This window comes from Sphingobacterium siyangense, assembly GCF_023277505.1.
GTDB classification, from domain to species: domain Bacteria; phylum Bacteroidota; class Bacteroidia; order Sphingobacteriales; family Sphingobacteriaceae; genus Sphingobacterium; species Sphingobacterium siyangense.
Genome location: NZ_CP080574.1, coordinates 2,305,846 through 2,327,111, shown reverse-complemented (window position 1 = coordinate 2,327,111; position 21,266 = coordinate 2,305,846). Strand labels below are relative to the sequence as shown.

General features: G+C 43.3%; 16 protein-coding genes. 3 read left to right on the top strand and 13 right to left on the bottom strand.

The window, feature by feature from the left end; genetic code table 11:
- Positions 1–939: a hypothetical protein gene (locus K2F45_RS09355; protein ID WP_157626007.1), complete on the top strand. Its 939-nt coding sequence runs from the start codon at positions 1–3 to the stop codon at positions 937–939.
- Positions 940–954: 15 nt separating this feature from the next.
- On the top strand, positions 955–1,632 hold the full coding sequence (locus tag K2F45_RS09350) for a YiiX family permuted papain-like enzyme (protein ID WP_075991906.1): 678 nt from the start codon (positions 955–957) through the stop codon (positions 1,630–1,632).
- A 13-nt stretch (positions 1,633–1,645) separates the two neighbouring features.
- Here the strand turns inward: K2F45_RS09350 and K2F45_RS09345 are convergent, their stop codons facing one another.
- From K2F45_RS09345 to K2F45_RS09315, 7 genes are read right to left on the bottom strand one after another with little or no spacing between them, the layout of a single operon-like run.
- Positions 1,646–2,617, bottom strand: a complete 972-nt coding sequence (locus K2F45_RS09345; protein ID WP_248933387.1) for a Gfo/Idh/MocA family oxidoreductase — start codon at positions 2,615–2,617, stop codon at positions 1,646–1,648.
- Positions 2,610–3,821, bottom strand: coding sequence for a M20 metallopeptidase family protein (locus tag K2F45_RS09340; protein WP_075991904.1), 1,212 nt, complete (start codon positions 3,819–3,821; stop codon positions 2,610–2,612). Before K2F45_RS09340 ends, K2F45_RS09345 begins: the two co-directional genes overlap by 8 nt.
- 40 nt (positions 3,822–3,861) lie before the next feature.
- Entirely contained in the window at positions 3,862–5,427 is a 1,566-nt protein-coding gene (locus K2F45_RS09335; protein ID WP_088160980.1) for an SLC5 family protein, read from the bottom strand.
- Entirely contained in the window at positions 5,408–6,799 is a 1,392-nt protein-coding gene (locus tag K2F45_RS09330; protein WP_075991903.1) for a hypothetical protein, read from the bottom strand. The genes K2F45_RS09335 and K2F45_RS09330 overlap by 20 nt, the downstream gene beginning before the upstream one ends.
- Positions 6,800–6,802: 3 nt before the next feature.
- The gene (locus K2F45_RS09325; RefSeq protein WP_237242087.1) at positions 6,803–7,570 is read right to left on the bottom strand and encodes an SDR family NAD(P)-dependent oxidoreductase; all 768 of its coding nucleotides are present in this window, start codon (positions 7,568–7,570) and stop codon (positions 6,803–6,805) included.
- A 16-nt stretch (positions 7,571–7,586) separates the two neighbouring features.
- The gene (gene dgoD, locus K2F45_RS09320) at positions 7,587–8,765 is read right to left on the bottom strand and encodes a galactonate dehydratase (protein ID WP_088160977.1); all 1,179 of its coding nucleotides are present in this window, start codon (positions 8,763–8,765) and stop codon (positions 7,587–7,589) included.
- A 9-nt stretch (positions 8,766–8,774) separates the two neighbouring features.
- Positions 8,775–10,097, bottom strand: coding sequence for an aspartate aminotransferase family protein (locus K2F45_RS09315; protein WP_075991900.1), 1,323 nt, complete (start codon positions 10,095–10,097; stop codon positions 8,775–8,777).
- 160 nt (positions 10,098–10,257) lie between these two features.
- Here K2F45_RS09315 and K2F45_RS09310 point away from each other — a divergent pair, with 160 nt between their 5' ends.
- Positions 10,258–11,055, top strand: coding sequence for an SMP-30/gluconolactonase/LRE family protein (locus tag K2F45_RS09310; protein WP_248933386.1), 798 nt, complete (start codon positions 10,258–10,260; stop codon positions 11,053–11,055).
- Positions 11,056–11,087: 32 nt separating this feature from the next.
- Here the strand turns inward: K2F45_RS09310 and K2F45_RS09305 are convergent, their stop codons facing one another.
- The 6 genes from K2F45_RS09305 to K2F45_RS09280 all read right to left on the bottom strand — a co-directional run bounded on the left by K2F45_RS09305 (position 11,088) and on the right by K2F45_RS09280 (position 20,897).
- A complete protein-coding gene (locus K2F45_RS09305; protein ID WP_201670606.1) occupies positions 11,088–11,726 on the bottom strand; it encodes a GntR family transcriptional regulator in 639 nt (212 codons plus the stop codon).
- Positions 11,727–11,792: 66 nt separating this feature from the next.
- On the bottom strand, positions 11,793–14,441 hold the full coding sequence (locus K2F45_RS09300; protein WP_248933385.1) for a hypothetical protein: 2,649 nt from the start codon (positions 14,439–14,441) through the stop codon (positions 11,793–11,795).
- A 4-nt stretch (positions 14,442–14,445) separates the two neighbouring features.
- On the bottom strand, positions 14,446–15,438 hold the full coding sequence (locus tag K2F45_RS09295) for a DUF4466 family protein (protein WP_248933384.1): 993 nt from the start codon (positions 15,436–15,438) through the stop codon (positions 14,446–14,448).
- 8 nt (positions 15,439–15,446) lie between these two features.
- Entirely contained in the window at positions 15,447–15,842 is a 396-nt protein-coding gene (locus K2F45_RS09290) for a hypothetical protein (RefSeq protein WP_075994715.1), read from the bottom strand.
- Positions 15,843–15,867: 25 nt separating this feature from the next.
- A complete protein-coding gene (locus tag K2F45_RS09285) occupies positions 15,868–17,700 on the bottom strand; it encodes a RagB/SusD family nutrient uptake outer membrane protein (protein ID WP_075991895.1) in 1,833 nt (610 codons plus the stop codon).
- 11 nt (positions 17,701–17,711) lie between these two features.
- Positions 17,712–20,897, bottom strand: coding sequence for a SusC/RagA family TonB-linked outer membrane protein (locus K2F45_RS09280; protein WP_248933383.1), 3,186 nt, complete (start codon positions 20,895–20,897; stop codon positions 17,712–17,714).
- Positions 20,898–21,266: the final 369 nt, after the last annotated feature.

The following is a 21,266-nucleotide window of genomic DNA, read 5'->3' as shown; positions in this document are numbered from 1 at the left end:
ATGAATCGCTTAGGGTTAAAAACAGGTCTTTGCCTTCTTTACTTACTAGCCGGTCTTGCAACATCGTTGTTTGCATATCAAAACAAGATCTCTTTTCAGTCACAACAGCAGCCAGGAAACAGACTACCTTTTTACATTACGGACCAAGGGACGCTTTGTTATAATTTGCCTGTGGACACGATGGGCGTATACGCTATACAGATCGATCTCAACAGACTTTTCCCGACCGCAACGGCAGAGCATCTTCGTTCAAAATATTATGAACTATCAGATAGCACAATAACAATAATCAACTATGCCGAACCGGCTACCGCCATCAACTATAGGGTTACTGATAACAACTTTGTCATATCCAAATCCTCCAATTGGCTCGCAGACTACCAACCTGAATTTCAATTCATCGCTTTGGACAGCCTCAGACACATGGAGAACTTATTCGACACGAACGATTTGGGCGGCCTAACGCAGCTGGAGGCAACCAAGCTCCCTTTTGAAAATATACTTTTATTTTTTAGTCATCTGCATGGATTTTCCACGGTAGAGGAATTTAGCAGCAATGCCATTCATCGGATTTTAGAAAAGGATCAGTATGCTATTGCCAAACAATTTCATCACTTATTTCTGACGAGAAACAGACAAGTCGATGATTTCGAAGTACTGAAGGCGGCAATAGAAAAAAACGATATGGATTTTATCCGTAAAACCTCTTTAAATAGTCTGAACCGTCTGGGTATAGATGAAGTTAAAGCGGATTATAGCTTCACACAATGTACATTACTTGGAAAAGCGATCTTAATGAAAAACAACATTGCCATAGATTATCTTTTGCAAAAAGGTGCCACCACGGAGAAAGTATATCAATATGAATCCGACGTATTATCTGCTTTTCAACTCGCCGAAAGGAGCAAATCAAAGAAAATCATTAAACTATTTCAGTAAATCATAAATAAAACAATGAAAAAGACACTTATTTACCTGATATCTCTTGTTAGTTATCTTCTGATCTTCGCGGCGCTGACACTGCCAGTTCATGGGCAAAAAAAGCCAGTGGTTCCCAAGCAATCGAAAGCTAATTCAAAACTACCCCAGTTCAACGATGGCGATATGATCTTTCAGTCTTCTATTTCACCGCAATGCAAGGCCATCCAATTAGCAACGCGTTCTCCGTATTCCCATTGTGGGATTATTTTTTATGAGAACGGTAAACCTTATGTACTGGAAGCCGTACAGCCCGTAACTGTAACTAAGTTAGAACACTGGATTGTGCGTGGCGAAAAGCAGCATTACGCGGTCAAACGCCTCAAAAATGCAGACCAGGTACTGACCAATTCGAAACTGGCCAAAATGAAAGCAATCGGCAAAGATTTTATCGGCAAAAATTACGACGCGACATTCGAATGGTCAGACGATAAGATCTATTGCTCGGAATTGATCTGGAAAATATACCAGCGTGGAGCAGGCATCGAAGTTGGGAAACTTGAGAAACTGAAAGATTTTGATTTAAGCAGCCCCGAAGTGAAAGCTAAGCTGAAAGAGCGTTATGGTAACAGCGTTCCGCTGAATGAAACGGTCATATCACCCGCCTCAATTTTTAATAGTCCATTGTTGATTACGGTGAAGAGTAATTATTAAACAGGCTCGCCCGCTATTTTTGAAGCTGAACAACATTTCCGCCATTTAATTTACTTTCTTCGGCTGCATCTATAAATGCGCATATTGCCAGGGTTTCCTTTTCGTCAACCGGACTTACACCCGTTTCGAAAAACGGAAGGATCTTATCCAACAATGGACCGTATCCCATAAATTGTCCCAAATGGACAATCTGATCTTTCAAAAAAACCGTACCGCCAAAATCATCCTTTCCCTCGCGAATGCCCCGAAGTGAGGCAATTCTTCCATCCGCCCACTCTCCAACATAAAACGAGGTACCCTGTTCCTGAATAGTCTTTACCGAGCGGCATCCCGGTCCCATCAATGCAAATAACATTTCGACCCCATGGATGCCATACCAATACAGATCCTTATGCGAAGGTTCCGTTACTGCCGGACAATAGACATCTGCGCCTATTACCTTAGTCCTATCCAACTCCTGAAGACCGGTAATATAACGCAAGGAGCTTGATGAAAAAACAGGGCAATCGTAGTTTTTTGCTGATTGAAAAATTTGGAAAGCGTCCTTATAGGAATTCGCTATTGGTTTATCGATAAATAAAGGTTTTTTAGCTTCGATTACTTGAAGTGCCTGCTCCAGATGAAGATTTCCATCATTTGTCTCCAAAAACACATAGTTTACTTTTTTCAATAGCTCGGCAATACTTGATACAATCGAAACACCGAGCTGCTGCACTTCCGCTGTAATTTTCGGAATACGCTCGATACTTAAGGGAATTGTTTTGCTTCCGTAGGGATAAGCCGCAACAACCCTGTATTTTCCGTAGGGATGATTGCTAGCAGCCGTATTAATCGCTCTTGTAAAAGCAACAGCGTGTGTAATATCTAGCCCAATGATCCCTATCTTTTTTACGTTATCATGCTCTGAGAACACCTTATTATTCGCATTAACGGCATAGGATAATCCAAATGCAAAGGAGGACATCAAGAATTTTTTTCTATTCATTTGATTCATTCAAAAGGGAAATAGCTGCATTGACTAAAACAGCGATTGATGTTTCGAAAGCCTTTTCATCCAGATTGAACTGTGGATTATGAAGACCATATTGTGTGGCAGAATCGTCATTATTTGTGCCTATCAACATAAACAAGGCGGGATAACGATAAGAATAATAAGCAAAATCCTCGGCCGCCATCCAGATTTCGAGATCTTGTGGCACACTATTCCCCATCGTCTCCGCGATAATAGTTTTGACTTTTTGCGTTAACGCGGGATCATTATAAAGCGCGGGATAACCATGCCGGACTTCAACTTCTACCTTTGCACCAAGCGATACGGGAAGCGTCGCCGCTATTTCAGCAACCATTTCCAGCGCCTCCTTGCGCCACACCTCATCCATTGTACGAAATGTTCCGGCTAATTTGACTTCCTCGGGAATAACATTGGCCGCGCCATCTCCAATAAAACGACCAAAGGTCAATACAGATGGTACATCAGGGTTGGCTTTCCGACTGACAACTTGCTGTAAGGTGGTGAGTAACTGCGCGCCGATCATAATGGGATCAACAGCCCGATGTGGCTCCGCAGCATGGCCACCGCGTCCCTTAATGGTAAAATAGAACTCGTCGCTCGAGGCCATAAATCGCCCGGAACGTAAACCGACTTTTCCTACAGAAACACGGGGACTTACATGTAAACCCAGCACAGCTTTAATCGTTCCACCGAAAGATTCCAGAATCCCGGATTCCAAAACCTGAATCGCTCCGCCAGGAATCTTTTCCTCAGCAGGCTGAAATAGCAAAACAATTTTACCGGAAAACTCCGTTTTATAATCATTTAATATAGATGCTGCCCCCAATAGATTAGCCGTATGAAAATCATGGCCACAAGCATGCATGACACCACTATTCTTCGATTTATATCCCACATCATTTTGCTCGTCTATCGGTAAAGCATCAATATCGGCCCGTAATACCACAATATCATCACTTGCCGATTTTTGACCGGTCAGCACAGCCACAACACCTGTTTGAGCGACAATCTCAAATGGTATACCCAATTCTCCGAGTTGTTGCTGAATATAGGCACTTGTCTCGTATTCTTGGAAAGACAATTCAGGATGCTGATGGATATGTCGGCGTATTGCAACGATTTTCGGAAAAATGTTCTCTATCTTGGTATTTAATTCTTTCAGTATTGGCTCGATCATCTGGATAAGTTTTAAAAGTTTAACACTTCAACAAGTTAAGCTAAAAATAACGTACATAAAAATAGAGCACCAACACCGTTATAATTATCCACCATAAGGTCGGATTTCGAAATCCACGGTAAGCGGCTTTATCTTGATCCGGCACCTGAAAAGAATCGCCCGTCAACACAAGATTTTTTAACCTTGCTTCTGAGACCGCAGGTGTCAACAAACTGACCACGGCGCAAGCAATCATACAAGTCCAGAATACAATACCTGTTCTATTAAAAAATGGCATTTCAGGTAAGGCATATTCCAAAAGTAAAGAAAGGGGAATTGTCAGTAAACCTGCTGTCAAAGCACCCTGCGATGTGGTTCTTTTCCAAAAAACCCCCATTAAAAACATCGTTGCAATGCCTGGTGTAAAAAGACCGTATAGATTCATCAAATAAAGGAAAACTGGTTTATCCGAATAACTGATCAGTACAACCGCACTCATGATTCCGAGCACGATAATAGCGACTCCGGCGCGCTTACCAAAACGGACTGCTTCGTAGTCACTTGCATTTTTATTAATATACTGGCTATAGATATCGACGGTCAGAATCGTTGTACAGGAATTGATCGCTCCTGAAATATGGGACATGATAGCCGAAATTAACCCTGCCATCACCAAACCAACCAGACCTTTGGGCAATAAGGTTTCCACGAGTGTCGCAAACAGTAAATCGGGCTGATCGAGATGCGGCAGGAATTTTGGAGCCACCAATGCCGGAATAGTAATAATCAAGGGAACCAAAAATTTAAGATAGTCACCAAAGATGACACCCATGCGCCCATGCCATTCATTTTTTGCCGCCAATACGCGCTGCACAATAAATTGGTTCGTAGCACAATAAAACACGCTGATACACAACAGTCCGCCTAAATACATGGTCCAGGGAAAGTCAGGATCAGATGCGGGATAAAACATTTTCCAATCCTTGGAGGATTCTACCACAGACTGAAAACCTCCTGCCGCATCAATGGTGGCAAAAGTTAATACTATTCCGCCCAGCACCAAAATGACAAGCTGTACCATTTCCGTCCATATCACCGCTTTTAGACCGCCTAAAACGGTATATAAACCGGTCAAAATTGCCATTCCAAAAATACTGTATAAAATAGGAATGCCGAATAAAGCGTGCAACGACAGACCGCCCAAATAAAGAACGGCCCCAATCTCCACAAAAACATAGGTAAACAGGATCAAAATAGCGTACAACACGCGGGTAGCGTTGCCATATCTTTTTTCGAGGTATTCAGGAATCGTATAGAAACCATTGCGGATATAAAAAGGGAGAAATATCCATAATAATGCATTAAAACCGATTAGAATCGCTCCCCATTCCAGGGTAATCGCGACAAAACCGCGACTATAAGCAGCCCCCATAGCGCCAACGAGATGATGGCTACTGATATTTGCGGCGATGATACTTCCGCCAATCATCCACCAGGGCAGCTTATCACCCGCAAGAAAATAATCCCGCTTAGAGGCGGAGTTTTTTTTCGAAGCGTATAAGCCCAATACCACTATACCAATAATATATACGGCAAAAATAACGACATCAATCCAATCGAGTTTCATCGGTCAATAATGTTTGAATTCCTAATTTAGTTTGTTCAATAAGTATTTCAAGACCGCCGCTGGCATAGGGGCTCTGCCACACGGCATAAATATCCTTATCATAAAGCTCCTTCGGTGCGAGATACCCCACATAGCCATTCGCGATATTGATAAAAACGATCGTATGATCTGGAAATTGGGCTCTCACTTCAATTTGATAACAGGAATAGGCTTCATTGGCCTGCGCCACCAACACGGCATCTCCCATTTTCCAGATCCACACCGGAATAATAGCTTCTTGTTGATCTCCAATGGATTTACGGGTATTATATTTCCGCCAAAGGCGATCTTTCATAACACGATCCGTACAGCGTTCGTATTCACTCAAAATTGCTTCGGGACTAGGCAGCTTTTTGTAAGGCACTTTGACGGATAATACCCTTTGCTTAAGATCGATTGAAGCAGTCTGTTCCCGAAATCCCCAACAGGCCAGTGGAGCCCCCGAAATCAGGGATTCCTTAAAAACCCAGTTTTTATGACCATGCTGTTCCTGGGCCAGCGTCGCGAGAACAGCATAACCCAACTGCTTTCCGTTGGCTTCCACCAGTGCTGGATCCTTTACATATTGTCTCCGTGGAGCTAAATCACCTGACGCGCCCTGTAAAAAAAGACAAGGCACGGATAAGGAGCGCTCTACTGTATTTCGCATTTCGCCCACAAAATCGGGTGAGAGCAGATCGTTCTCGTGAGCAAAGCTGGTTGGGTGGCAGGCATAATTACAAATAACCGCTTTTAAGCTTTCAGTTTCATCATACAGCCGTCCGACCAACAAGGTTGTATCTGCTTCTTTCAATGGATTGTAACCAATCAGATAATGAGAATCCACTTCCAGATCGCGGTTGCTTGCCAAATCACATACACCATAGTTCCAGGTTAGACTCCCCTTAAATAAACCACTTTGTGCCATTTCAACACAAGATATCGCCTGTTGTTTGAGGAATTCAAGGTACGGCAAAATCAGTTCACCTCCAGGTTGCGCTGCATCTGTCGAACAGATGCTAGGCCCCGCATGGGTATGCGATAGCGCAAAAATCAGCTGCGATTCAGCCAGATTAAAATGACTGAGCAATGCTAATCGTAAATTTTGTTCATCAGCTGCATTTTTCCACCAGCCTAAATCAGCGGTTAGCAGGATTGCAGGCAAGCCATCGCAGGATTGCATATATAGACAATGCATCATCAAAGGTTGATGAACAGCCGTTCCCTGGTCAAATGCAGCCGCCCCCCAATTACGGGAATAGATGCCGATCGGTGGAGTAATATCACATTGGCTAAGTCCAAATCGTCCGTACAAACTACCCGCCGTTTCTTTCAAGAGGTCTTTCTGTTTCATACGTTAAGGTCTAATCAAAGACAGTCCACCATCCATCACAATTGCGGTACCAGTCATATGTTTACAATTGTCCGAACAGATCCATAGCACCTGTTTAGCAACCTCTTCTGCTTCTATAATCTGGCCAAGTGGCACCACAGCCTTTGCTTTCATTTGAAGTTCGGCGTTTGATGACCAGACCACTTTACTCAACCCGGCATTGACATAGCCTGGTGCAATTTCGTTGACACGAATTCCGTACGCTGCATATTCAAGAGCCATGGCCTGGCAAAGCATACGCAGGCCCGCCTTCGAGACACTATAGGCCGGTAAATTTTGATGTACGGCATGTGCAGCCCAGCTACCCATAAAAATGATCGAGCCCGCAAGCTCAGTCTCCACAAATGACTTCGCACAGGCATTCGCCAGGAAGAATGAACCGTCGAGATTAACGGCCATTTCATTCTTCCATTCGGCATTGCTTAACGTGCTGAAGTCTTTAATAGTGACACATGCGGCATTCGCGATACAGATGGATATTGCGCCCAACTCCTGCCTTATGCGTTGTACCCAGGCGTCAACCTGTCTGGCGTCTGCAACATCGACCTGATCATAAAACAAACGTGCTCCAGCATCATCCAACAAGGACCACTGCGCTCTCGCCGCCTGTGGTTCAAACCGATCCGAGATGCATACAATTGCCTGCTGGTTCAAAAATGCTTCAGCCATAGCCCTTCCGATATCACCAAGTCCCCCACTGATCAATACGACTTTATTCTTATATTCCTCCATTATCGCTATTTTTAGACTACCAATCCCCTACACTACCGTCTTTATAGAAGGTTCGCTGCAAAATTTCCTGTTGAAAAGGATGCTTCTTTACCTCTTCTTCATTGATTTCAATACCCAAACCGGCGCGCTTATTCGGCAGAACAATGCGTCCTTTCTCTTGAACTGTAAACCCTTCGGTAACCACGTCCTGGCGCCATTCAACGTCCTTATGCACACTTTCGCAAATAATATAGGATGGTGTTGCAAATCCCAGCTCAATGGAGGCGGCCGTACTCACAGGTCCCTGAGGGTTATGTGGCGCCATAGAGACACGGTAAGCATCAGCCAAAGCTGCGATCTTACGCGCTTCAGAGAGACCGCCACAATGGGTAATATCAGGTTGAATCACACTCACTGCCCGCTTCTCGAGCATATCCCGAAATGCATGCACTCCGATCAAACGTTCGCCTGAAGCTATAGGTGTCGTCACCGCCCGTTGAATCAAGGCAATATCTTCCATGGACTCTGGCCAACATGGCTCTTCAAAGAAATACAGGCCATAAGGCTCCAATGCTTTCGCAAATTGCATCCCCATACGTGGGCTTGGCCGTGCATGGCAATCCACCATAATATCGATATCGTCGCCGACAGCGTCACGCATCGCCTTCACGCAAGCTTCAGCATATTTAATTGGACGAAGACCTTCCAACGACATGGTCTCTGGGACAGCCATCGATTTAAAAGCGGTAAACCCCTCATCAACAGCTTTTAGCGCAAGATCACCAAATCGTTTGGCATCATCCGGAGCAGTCTCATAAAAATCCTCCATGCGACCTCCACCTAAATGACAATACAAACGGATATAATCACGCACACGGCCTCCCCACAACTCGTGACAAGGGACATTGTGAATTTTACCTAGAATATCCCATAAGGCGATGTCGATACCACTGATGGCCGTACCACGAACGATCCCGTTTCCATGCCAGAAGTGTTGTCTATACATCATCTGCCACAGATATTCAATACGACGCGGATCTTCACCGATCAACAATTGAGAAATATCTTTGATTGCTCCGACCACACTTTGCGTATGCCATTCCAAGGTGGCTTCGCCCCAGCCCCAAAGTCCGGGCTGATCGGTAATAATTTTGACAAAAATCCAATTTCGCATGCGCGCATGGCACACAAAGGTTTCAATAGCGGTTATTTTCATAGTTAGGGTTTACAAACTTTTTATTACGCGTTCAGTTGCCTCCAACGTTCTGTCTATATCATCCTCCGTATGCGCAAAGGAGATACTTCCTTGTTTAATTGGTGCCGGGAAATTGAAAATCCCTTCTTTAATAAGCTTTTTACGATATTGGGTATCCAGTTCAAAGTTGTGGTTATCCAAAATATCATGAAAATTGACTGGCGCATGGTCCATAAAATATGTACAGAAGGCAGATCCTTGACGTGCGACATAAAATGGTACCCCTAATTTAGGAAATATTTCGTTATATCCCTGCTCCAAACGCGCACCAAGTGCTTCTACGTGCTCATAAACTCGATGCTCAGAGCTGCCTAATTTTTTCAATGTTGCTATCGCCGCCGCCGTCGTTAAAGGAAAGGCATTAAAAGTACCGGCAATCATCACCCGCTTCGACTTATCAGGATCCACAAAGTAATCCATATATTTTTTCTTGCCTGCAATAACACCCAATGGGTAGCCGTTTGCAACCGCCTTTCCGAAAGTTGAAAGATCCGGCTGAATACCACAGATCGACTGATAGCCCCCCAGCGCATGTCTAAATCCAGTTTTCACTTCATCAAAGATCAACAGAAATCCATGCTCGTCAGCCATCTTGCGTAAGCCTTCCAGGTAACCTTCCTTTGGCTTTACAATACCGATATTCTGAAGAATAGGCTCCAACAAAATACAGGCAACATCGTATTTTTGAACCACATACAGCACACTTTCCAAATCGTTGTAGTTGACAATGTGTACTAAATCGCTGTGATTTTTGGGAACACCAGCACTTAATGAATCGAATGGATATTCCCCCGGGCTTTGATATGAGCCAACATCTGCACGCTGACTGATCACATTGCAGGCCACATCGTTATGCCAGCCATTGTAGCCCCCCTGCATAACAATCACATGATCACGCCCTGTTACTGCACGGGCAATACGGATCGCATGGTAGGTCGCTTCCGACCCTGTCGTTGTAATCTGAACGCTCTCCACCGAAGGAACGGACTGACAAAAAAGCTCCGCAAACTCACCTTCCAGTAACGTTGGCCCAGCCCCCATCAATACCTGCTGCTCCTGCAATGTCTGTAACACTGCGGCGTTCACATCAGGATCATTATGCCCCAGAAAGGATGCTGCAAATCCAGCCTGATAATCGATGTAGCTGTTCCCGTCAATATCTTCGACCAAACTACCATTCCCTTTGACGAAGCAGATATTCGGATCTGACTTCCGATTTAACGATACCACTCCACCAGGTATCCATCTTGCATTCTCCCGCAGTATCGCGGCTGATTTTTCATTTTCTTGCATGCCTATTAAAAGTTTTGCTATTTGTTATTGTTATAATTGGACGATCACCGCCACACATGTCGCAGTCATCAATAATTTGTATTTTAATATACCTTATTTTATGTATACCAAATTACAATATTTTTGTATACATTTAAAATAAATTTTAAAATTTTTAAAAATGAATATTCTCATTGAAGGACTTCTTTTTCCAGAAGGCCCCGCTTTCGACCGGGAGGGTGGCCTATGGCTTGTGGAGAAAGAAGCAGGAAACTTGATCTATTACAAAGACAATCAGTATAGCAGAATAGCTGTGAATGGACATCCCAACGGAATTGCAATCGACAAAAACGGCATAATATGGTTTTGCGACTCAAAACAAAACAGCATCCGTTGCTATGATCCCTTCAACAAAACCACGACGACAATAGTCACGGAAATCGCAGGGAAGCCATTAAAAATGCCCAACGACTTATGTTTTGATACCGAAGAGAACCTCCTATTTTCCTGCCCTGGAAGTGACCTGGAAGATGGCACAGGCTACATCTGCTGTCTACATAAACATGGTGCGCTTACGAAGATCCACACAGGCCTTTTTTACCCAAACGGATTGGCCTTTGCAGCAGACAACCGTACGCTTTTTGTCGCTGAAACAGGCACAAAATGGATCTGGAAAATGCACTGGAACAGCTTGACACAACAGGTAGAAAACATCGAAAAATTCATAGAAACAGGCGGTAGTATCGGCCCGGACGGCATAGCTCTCACGAACGACAATTATCTTTTTGCAGCGATTTATGGATCGCAACATATCCTATCCATTGACACCAAAAACAAGACGATCGAGAAAATACCTACGCCGGGGAAGAATCCAACAAATTGTGCTTTAGACCCAAAAGGCATTCAGGGACTTATGATTACAGAAGCTGAAAAAGGGCAATTGTTGCAGTGGGACAGCACAAAAAAGGGTCTATTGTAAACAATAGACCCTTTATAAAAATCAAAAAAACATTAAACCAGTTCCAAGGCTTCTTGCTCGCCCCGATCCAAATGATGAACCAAGGTGGTATAAGCTTTATTCCAGTCATCCGCTTTCAGCGCATCAACAATAGCGCGATGCTCCTTCTCCGTATCCAGGTAATCTTCCATCTGCCCCATAATAGCCCCAAGCTTCATATGGAATAAGGGGATGTTACTATTCTTGTAAATAGCAATCAACCTTGAATTGCAAGTTCCCTCAATAATCCGCTCATGAAAACGAACATCCGCCTCGCAAGCACCACCATAATAGCCTTTACTGACCATGTCGGAAAAATCGTTGCAGATCAGTTCCAAATCTTCGATAAGCTCTTTACTTTTCTTTGAAAACAGAATCTTTAATGCACCTATCTCCAACAGCTCACGCAACTCACGAATGTCCTTCACATCTTCGACCGTCATTTTCTTCACAAAGCAGCCACCTTTTTCACCAAACTCAACCAGACTCTCCCCTGCTAAACGCATAAAAGCCTCACGAACAGCCACTCTACTCACCGCCATCTTATCCGCCCAAGCACTCTCCACCAATCTTGCCCCGCCAGCCAGCTGACTAGACAAAATTTTCTTACGTACTTCTAAATAAACTTTATAGGCAAGCGAATCCTCTTTCATATTGTATACAATTTTATGCAAAAATAAGAATACAAAATCATTAAAAAAATTTAAACAATGTATTCTTTAATTAATCTTTCCCTCTTGGGCTCCATACTGTCTTCCCGGCGACAAATAAATAGTTTCGGCTTTAGATTTCCAACTGGTTGTATGATTCCCTTTCAGGACATTTATATTAAAGCTACTATTTTTTAATGAACTTTTCATATTCCAGAAACCATCTTTCAAACCGACCACAACAACTTCATACTGTTGATCTCCCGGTACCACAAATTCAATGGGCTCATCAAGATATTGATTTGGTTTGGCCACCACCAGTAAACGATCAGCCACTCTTATGAGGTAATAATTCGCCTTTTCCTCCGAATACACCGGTAATTTTGAAGAACCACTCTCCGTCATCTGAAAAACCGAAGCGTAACTGGCCTGATCACTTTCCTGCTTGGGTGAAACCATAATCCGTGTTCCCCTAGCTTCTGGCCATGGAGACTTGACCTGATAAAGTTCACCAAAAACAAAAGCAGTCGAATCACCCGAATACAACTTCACCGCACACTCTTTTAACTGTGGCTTCAGCAAATCAACATAAGTAGAACCGGCTGCGTTTTTAAATTTACTGCTCAACACAAAACCTGTTCCACTTCGTACAGGCTTTTCAAGCGTATTGATCTGCCAATAGGGTTCGAATTTCTTATCATTGGTCTTAAGCTCATCCAATAAGACAATGACAGCAGGCACATCCTTTCTTTTCAAATTCAAAAACAGGAAACTTTTTGCATAGGATTTTACTTTAGCCGTATATGCCGCCGTTAGATCCATATTGAAATAGCTATAGCTCGGCTGAATGGGATCGTTACCAAATGCGGATGCCCTGATCCCTCCGGTATGGTACCAGGAATCATTTAACACCTCGTCAACCGTGCGCGGAAAACGCTGGCTAAACCGAGTCCCACCATCGTTTGTTTTGGTCCTGAATAAAAGCGGTTCCGCAGGATCACGCACCAACAGCATACTGTGCGCAACCGACCGCTTATTAAAGTTAAAATCATAAGGGGAACCATACGAAAGATACAGCCCAAGATCACCAACCTGAATACCATGATGATAAATCTGCAGTGCACCTGCATCGGCATGCTGATGATTGCCGAAATGATAACCGCCCCCCTTAATTTCTGCAACCACATCGGAACTTCCGTTCTCTTCGCTCCACCCTGTCCGGGCAACCATAGACCCTAAAATAGGTCCAAAATCTTTCGTCAACGGCATTTTCTCACGGTCAAAATCAGGCTTCAATTTTGGATCATCCAAGAGGAGAAACAAGATTGGATTGTCGGGCAAACCGCCCTGCTTGACAAACTCAGCCTTAATTACCGGATTGCCTGAATAGGCATAACAAAGCAGCATGGTCTGTGGATTTTTCCAATAAAAATCAGCACTACTGTTGTACTTTACATTGAACATATCGCCGTCGCGTAACATTTTTCCGTCAGGCGTGCGCATATACAGCCAATAATAGGGCATATTCTTGATATTATCGTCAAAAACCGGATAACCGAGCATGCGATAATACAACCAGGCTCCATGCATTTCCCACCCAAAGCGATAGCCACCGTAATCAACACCTTGATTATGGCGCGGAGACTGATACTCAAACTTGCGCATGGGCACCAACTCTTCCAAAATAGAATACGAAGTATACTTGTAAGGTACCGGATCCTCGTCATATAAAGCAATACTCATTGCCAGCAGATCGCGCGACACCTGCGCCTCATTGCCATGCCCATTGATAATACTTTCGATACCAAAAAAGGGAGGCCAGCCAATTTCCATATCTTGCGCCAGACGCATCATATTTTTATGCAGACTGGTCTTAAGGTGCACATCCAATAATGCATAACACCAGTCATACACCAGTGCACCCGTATAAATTGCACGCCCCAACTCGCGTGTAATATCACCATAGGAAACATTCCCGAACTCCAACATCGTCAAGTATTGATCGGCCAGCCTGACTGCCTCCCTGCCTATTTTTTCGTCACCGGACATGAGGTAATAAAACGCTTTTGATTCAATCGCACGCTCGAGCTTTTCGTCGTAAAACATTTCCTTATTCGGATCAAAAATAAATTGAACAGGTTGTTGCGCAAGTGTTTTCACTTTCCCCCAAGCTTCCAGATGCTCCGCTTCTTCCAACCGCCCCTTAACGACCGGCAATGATTCTTTATTAACCCATAGCCTCGGGTGACCTGTAGGAGGAACAATCTTTGGTTTATAATTTTCTGCTGCAGCTGGCGCAACCGGAGGTACAAAGGCATTGATCGAAACAGCTTTAATCTTAAAATAAGCTGGCAATTGCATACCGACCGTCTGCTTCCCTTTCTCAAAATAAAATTTACCAAGATCTTGCTTCGCACCTTTAAAGCTGTCAAATACGATCCGTTTCGTCGATCGTGCAGCGCGAACATCAATCATCGCATACAGCGTCATCATACCTGTTTTATCTGCCGCCTTAATTTTATCCAAATCGGTAACCTCACCTTCAGAAACCAAGGTATAGACACCAGCCGTCGGAACATCCACCTGCACCTGCAGGCGCTGTCCATTTCCTTTTATCGAAGTAACCTTTGCCTGCTGCCCATAGGACGTTCCAAGGATCGCCATAAAAGCGATCCCCAGCATAGTACCTTTAACTTTTAGCCATATCCTTGCACCCATATCTTTATTTTACTTGCAGCCTTTTTACACTGATCTTCATTTCTTTTGTCGTATTATTTACGCTATTGACAAATACATAAGCATTGTATTTACCATCAGCCGTTTGCAGCCATATTCCCGATTCAGCTTTTAAATTAATCGCAAAATCTGGCGCATCTACGAACGATTTATCTTTCAAATCCACATCGTCCACAAATACACTGTATTGCAATCGCGCCAATTGTTGATCGCGCACCGTCCAAGCCTTCACGATCTTCGTTTTATTTGTCAGTCCCGCAGGTAAGGTGAAGCTCGGCAAATAACTGGCATCCGTCGTGGGAGCAACCAAAGAATGTGCGTAAGTCACCGTTGGCAACGCCCGATACAAATAGACCAAATCAATCTTATCCGGGTTTGCTGCCGCTTCGGTAGCGGTATACCATTTTAAGTCGGCCACAGAAAAAAAGCAGGCCTCGCCGTCTTTCCCGATCAGGTCCAAGGCCATATCCATATTACGAACCGCATAAGCTTCGGTCTTCAAGGCAATTTCCTGTCCATTACTGGACCTCGCCCTGAACGTAAAAGTGACCGATTTACCTTTTGCTACTGCCGGTATTTTGTAGCTATAACGCAGCGTTGAAGCGGAGGTATCTTTCGTAAATTTCACTTCCATACTATTCCCATTTATAATCGCAGGATCACCAACGACAACACCTACATCTGTCCCTGTACTACTGGTATAGTACGACTTGTTTTCAAGCATGGTACCTTCATCACCGGCAATACTGGCTTCTACAGAAATGGATGTAAGCTTCCCCTGATCTGGCAAAATCGCCGCAGCATATGCAAAGTCTATGGTAGCCCCAACCACATTTGGCCCTAAAGAGCGCTTAATAATATCGTTTTGCAAACCATCTTTTGCTTTTGGAATTTCATAAGCTTCTTCTTTACAAGAACCGAACAACAAGAGCCCAAATCCGATGGACAACAGCCCTATTTTTAAATAATTTGTTTTCATCAGCTTACTTATTTTTGTACTGTCAAATAAACTTTATACGTCTTACGAACCTTTCTATTTCCAGACACGACAGTCCATTCACGTGGCGTATCCAAATTGGAAAAATCTTCTTTTCCTAAAATTTTGGGATCTAAAACCGCATCGGTGACCAGAGAAAACTGTGGGTATAGATTTTTCAAATCGGTACCAAAGAGCACCTCCACCTTTATGGTTTGTTCAACGGTATCTACCAACGCAGCTTTGGTACGCACCGTCTGAAAGTCGGCGCCCAACAGCTCAAAGCTACTGACATAACATTCCGACCTGGTCGTGATCAACAAACCATCCTCATCCATTGGATAATCATCCTTACAACCGGACAAGCTAACGAACAGCATACCGATTAAAAATAATGTATATTTCATTTTATTACAGTCAAGTGTTACCATATTATTTCCAAGGTATATTTTGTGTTAAATTCGGATTCCGCGAACGTTCTGTTTCCGGAATTTGATAGATATAACACTTTTGATAAGTCAATTCAGACTCATTGAAGAAAAAGCGTTCCCAATTATTTCCAAAACTATCCTGGAACCATTTTCCATCACCATAAGGTTTGCCAAACACCGTTTCCAGTTTACGCCATCTCCTCAAGTCAAATGCGCGCTGTCCTTCGCCAAACAACTCAACAATTCTTTCCTGCTCGATGGCATCAAAAAATGCATCACGAGACGAGGTTTTAGCTCCAGCAAGTGCAGGTAGGTTACCACGACGCCTAACCTTATTAACCAAATCAATTGCATCCGCCTGTGGACCACCAATCTCATTGGTTGCTTCAGCATACATCAGGTATACGTCAGCAATGCGCATCAAAGGCCAATTGTAATTTCCATCACTACGCGCCACACCACCATAATTGCGCACAAATTTACGCGATTGCAATCCCGAGAGATTTGTGGTATTATCGGTAAAGGAAGTTTTGTAGGAGACACCGTTGACTGTCACCGCAGCTCCCCAAGTTTTGTAGACAAAGGGAATATAACCTGTGGTCTCCGTAGGGCTCATACTCATAATCAATTCGTAATCCCACAACAAAGTCGCTTTCATGCGATAATCGCGATTTCGGTACGATTCAGGGTTCACCGCTGAATTTGCCGTAGTACGTGCTGCAGGATTTTTCACTGGATCTAGCTGAACCATCTTTGGCAAGAAATCTCCCGTAATGGTAGATTGGTAACGGTCGGCCAATTCATAGCGCGGAATCGCCTGATTCTGTCCTAAAGACACCAATGGCCCCGTCCATACCCGCTGGTATTCCTCACTTTGTTTTGTTCCCACACCACCATGCGTCAGTACCATGACCATTTCCTCATCTTGGCTCAAGTTGCCCGTAGAAGGTATAAACATGTAGTAATAATTTGGGAGCACATCAGCCTTCCCCAATTCACCCCATTGACCCGGATCACCATTTCTAAACATTTTGATTCCAAAATCATTGATCACACGTTTAAAATCCGCAGCGGCCGCAGTATATGCCGTTTTAGCCTCTGCAGCAGATTGTACAAATCCATCCAATTCAGGCCATCCATTTTTCTTCCACGAACCCCAATACAGTTGAAACTTACCACGAAAGGCCAATGCAGCAGGCTTACCGGCACGACCAATTGCAGACCCCTTGTTGGGCAATTTGTCCACCGCATAGTTCAAATCAGCCATAATAGAATCCTTCAGCTGTGCAATAGGCATTCTCCGCACCGTATCAGCCTCTATGGGAGCTGGCGCCGATTTATAAAAATAAGGCACATCACCCCATAGGGAAATCAATCTAAAGTATGCAATGGCGCGCAACAACTTGGCCTCCGCCACGATAGTTTCCAGGGTTTGTTTTACAGCATCAGTTTTTGCTACGGGCAACAAACGCGCATTGGTATTTTCGATCACAAAGTTAGAACTGAATATAGATCCATACAATGCTCTATACATTGCCGATGCACCGGAGCCATAATTCATCGGACTATTGACCGTTAATGAAATAGGCGCCGCACCAGTATTGTACATTTTAAGGAAATCTCCATGTCCATCAAAATGATAGTCGCGATCAAAACAAGGCCTAAATATGGAATAGTTCGCCATTAACGCAGCAAGCGCGTCATTTTCGTCCACCCAGAACGTTTCGGAGCTTGGCGTTGTTGTTGGATTCTGATTCAACAAATCTTTGCGGCACGCGGACAAACCAAGAAGCAGCAAAGAAGAAATAAACAATATGTTATATATCGATTTCATAAGTTCAAATATTATAAGTCTACATTCAGTCCAACCACAAAACTCTTCGTCATCGGATAAGCATCATTGGTATAGGTACTTTTCTCCGGATCTAAGCCTTTAAAGCTCGTCAATACCGCTAAATTATCGACCGAACCAAATACACGTAACTTCTGGATACCCAGCTTCATCAGTAATTCTTTCTTAAAAGTATAGCCAAGCTGCAGATTTTTCACCCTTAAATAAGACATGTTTTGCAGCCAAAATGTGCTCAAATACGCATTTGGACTCGTTGATCCTAATGTACTTGGAAGCAGCTTAGGATAATCAGCATCGCGATTGTCCAGGCTCCACATATTATTCCACTGGTCCTCAGTTATAGCCTGATTTGCCGTTCCTAAAAAGTTTGAATTCGCTTTGTTCATCCAAAATTCCTTTCTTCCTGTGGCAGCCTGCAACAGGAAAGAAAAATCAAAACCTTTGTAGTCCACCGAACCTCTAAATCCGTAATTCACCTTTGGTCTACCCAGTTGATAAGCTGGATATGCCACACGGTCATTCGCATCCAATTTGCCATCACCATTGACATCTTTCAACAAAATATCTCCCGGAGAAGCGCCCTGAGGAACAGCATTATAGACATCCTCCCAAGACTGAGCAATGCCCAACGATTCGAAAGCATAGATAAAATTATAAGGCATATTAATAAATACCGAACCTCTTTGCAACTGCTCATTCCAGGACAGCAGCTTGTTCTTGTTATACCCAACATTAAAGTTCAACATGTAACCCACATCTCCCTTTCGGTCATTCCAGGTAACATTTGCTTCCAGCCCTTTATTCATCATATCACCAATATTACGTCGGGGGGCAGTGAATAAACCCGTCAGATGCATAGATACATCCGAAGGCCTGTTCATACCGATCGTCTTTCTTTCGTAATAATCCAGCTCCGCAGTCAGTTTATTTTTAAAGAATCCAAGATCCAAACCCAAATTAAACACGCGTGTCTTTTCCCAAGTAAGGTCATAGTTGATCAGTTTCTTATTGATCAACCCTTTGACAACAGACCCTGTCCCTGTACTATTGTCAATCAAATAATAAGGACTAGAGACCAAAGATTGCTTCTGCTCATACAATCCGACACCACTATTATTTCCCAAAGAACCATAAGAAGCTCTAAATTTGGCCGAACTCATCCTGATCTTTTCCTTAAATGCCGACATAAATACCTCGTCTGAGATCCGCCAGCCCACTGCCGCAGACGGGAAAAAACCATATTGATCACCCGGCAAGAAACGTGAAGAACCATCTACCCGGAAGTTCCCTTCAAACATATACTTTCCGAAGGCCGTATAATTTAATCGTCCAATATAAGAACGCAAACCTTCTGCCGATGATGATCCCGACACATTTTGCACGTCTTCAGAAGCGCCATCAATTTCATGTAGACTAGGGTGCAAACGATCTAAGCGACTACCTGCTAAAACACGATTATTCCAATATTCTTCTGAATACACGGCCAAAGCAGAGAAATCATGGTTAGCGCCAAACTTATGATCGTAACTCAATTTGAAATTCAGCTGGGTTTTGTAATTGTTCCGGTCTGTATTATATATCCCATCATTTGTCGGTACAAGATCCCGGATAGACAATCCCGTCCGGATGTTATATAATTTTGTCGGCATATCTGCCTTCCATTGAAAACGCGTATCATAATTTAGGGCATAATCCACTTTAGCCTCAAATCCTTTAAATGGCTTCCAGTTTAAATAACCATTCACCAAAGCCTGCTTTTGATTCATGTGGTTTTGGTTGCGCGTCATGTAATCGGCATAGATATTATTGGCCTGCGGACTTTCATTGTAAGACATTGCACCGCCATAAAAACCGGTAATAGGATCATAAGGCAATATACCTGCTGGTGAGGTAAACAGGTCCATCCCACTTGTCGAGTTGGCAGTCATACCGTCTTCGTAGTTATAACGGTAATCGGACCAGTTTCCGGAGAACCGCACCCCAGCACCGATGGTATTGGTTACTTTTGTTTCGAAGTTAAATGCAGCGTTATAACGTTTAAAATCATTATTGATCTGTATCCCCTTCTCATCCAGCATACCGACAGAGAAATAGTAATTATTATTTTCAGTTCCTCCATTAATGGAAACATTATAATTCCCACTTTGACCATTGCGGAGAATAACATCCCACCAATCGGTACTTGGATATAATCTTGGGTCGATCATACTTAAAGCCAACCATTCGTCGATGGTTCCATTCTTAAAATTGAATGCAGATGCGGCCGTATTATAGGCTTGTGCCCTTTGAGTAGCCGTCATTGCTTTCGCATAATTATTGACAAAATCAAAAGAGCGGGTAGGTTTCACCAGCGATTTGTTGGCACTAAAGGAAATAGCCGTCCTACTGTTTCTTTTACCAGACTTTGTCGTGATCAATACAACCCCATTGGCCGCTCTGGAACCGTATACTGCAGCGGAAGAAGCATCTTTTAGTACGGTCACACTTTCAATATCATTCACATTTACACGGTTCATATTGACATCGGGCATTCCATCGACCACGATCAGCGGTCCAGCACTGTTGACCGTCCCCAATCCCCGGATCAAAAGATCCGCTGCATTATTTCCGGCCATTCCGGAGTTTTGACTTACGGCCAAACCAGGAATAACACCTTGCAATGCCTGCGAGGCATTGGAAAGACCCCGACTCGAGGTCGATTGATCAAAATTAACACTGGCCACAGCACCGGTCAAGTTGCCTTTTTTCTGCTTACCATACCCCACCACAACAACCTCATCCAGTGCATTTTCGCTCGCATCAAGCACCAAAGCCTGCACATCTTTCCCCGACACCACTTTTGTATTAAAACCGATTAACCGAAATTGAATCTGATCTGAAACGGACCCCGTTAATTTAAAACGACCTTCTTGATCCGTAACGGTAACAGTTGCATTTTTAAGGTTACGCACTTCCACACCGGACAGTGGCTGCCCTTTGGCGTCCAGCACCTGCCCGACAAGCTGCTGCTGAAATTTAGCTAAACCCGACGAAGGGTTTAAAACATCCGAGATCGGAATCTTTCCATTGTTAAGGGAAGAAGGTACATTTGCCAATGCAGCCATCGAAATAAAAGGTAGCCCCACCAAAAGGCAACTCCTGTTTATTACATCCCGGATTTTAATCTGCTTTAGTATCATGAATACTCAGGTTAAAGTGGTTAAATAAATGATTTATAAGCTCTTTAGTTTATTGGTATTTTTTCAGGAAACATAACACTCGACCCTAATATGGTCTAAATTGCATTTCCTTAATTATCATAGTGAATACAATAATATATATTTTTTGTATACAATTCAATATTTTTTTTACTTTTTTACAAAAATAGGGTGGCTAACACATTCTTTACAATTCCAAAACACCGCTCTTTTAGCTGTGTAATTATAAACTAAATCGTATTTACTTTAGGCTGATAAAATATTTTTGTATACAATTTTACTTATTTTTTGTATATTTATTTTTATTCAACTACATTTGACTAACCAAATAAATCAAAGGAATAACCGTAG

What these genes read in the sequence shown, in the direction of transcription:
- K2F45_RS09355 (WP_157626007.1), top strand. Translation starts at nt 1, where the DNA reads ATGAATCGCTTAGGGTTAAAAACAGGTCTTTGCCTTCTTTACTTACTA.
- K2F45_RS09350 (WP_075991906.1), top strand. Translation starts at nt 955, where the DNA reads ATGAAAAAGACACTTATTTACCTGATATCTCTTGTTAGTTATCTTCTG.
- K2F45_RS09345 (WP_248933387.1), bottom strand. Translation starts at nt 2,617, where the DNA reads ATGAATAGAAAAAAATTCTTGATGTCCTCCTTTGCATTTGGATTATCC.
- K2F45_RS09340 (WP_075991904.1), bottom strand. Translation starts at nt 3,821, where the DNA reads ATGATCGAGCCAATACTGAAAGAATTAAATACCAAGATAGAGAACATT.
- K2F45_RS09335 (WP_088160980.1), bottom strand. Translation starts at nt 5,427, where the DNA reads ATGAAACTCGATTGGATTGATGTCGTTATTTTTGCCGTATATATTATT.
- K2F45_RS09330 (WP_075991903.1), bottom strand. Translation starts at nt 6,799, where the DNA reads ATGAAACAGAAAGACCTCTTGAAAGAAACGGCGGGTAGTTTGTACGGA.
- K2F45_RS09325 (WP_237242087.1), bottom strand. Translation starts at nt 7,570, where the DNA reads ATGGAGGAATATAAGAATAAAGTCGTATTGATCAGTGGGGGACTTGGT.
- dgoD (WP_088160977.1), bottom strand. Translation starts at nt 8,765, where the DNA reads ATGAAAATAACCGCTATTGAAACCTTTGTGTGCCATGCGCGCATGCGA.
- K2F45_RS09315 (WP_075991900.1), bottom strand. Translation starts at nt 10,097, where the DNA reads ATGCAAGAAAATGAAAAATCAGCCGCGATACTGCGGGAGAATGCAAGA.
- K2F45_RS09310 (WP_248933386.1), top strand. Translation starts at nt 10,258, where the DNA reads ATGAATATTCTCATTGAAGGACTTCTTTTTCCAGAAGGCCCCGCTTTC.
- K2F45_RS09305 (WP_201670606.1), bottom strand. Translation starts at nt 11,726, where the DNA reads ATGAAAGAGGATTCGCTTGCCTATAAAGTTTATTTAGAAGTACGTAAG.
- K2F45_RS09300 (WP_248933385.1), bottom strand. Translation starts at nt 14,441, where the DNA reads ATGGGTGCAAGGATATGGCTAAAAGTTAAAGGTACTATGCTGGGGATC.
- K2F45_RS09295 (WP_248933384.1), bottom strand. Translation starts at nt 15,438, where the DNA reads ATGAAAACAAATTATTTAAAAATAGGGCTGTTGTCCATCGGATTTGGG.
- K2F45_RS09290 (WP_075994715.1), bottom strand. Translation starts at nt 15,842, where the DNA reads ATGAAATATACATTATTTTTAATCGGTATGCTGTTCGTTAGCTTGTCC.
- K2F45_RS09285 (WP_075991895.1), bottom strand. Translation starts at nt 17,700, where the DNA reads ATGAAATCGATATATAACATATTGTTTATTTCTTCTTTGCTGCTTCTT.
- K2F45_RS09280 (WP_248933383.1), bottom strand. Translation starts at nt 20,897, where the DNA reads ATGATACTAAAGCAGATTAAAATCCGGGATGTAATAAACAGGAGTTGC.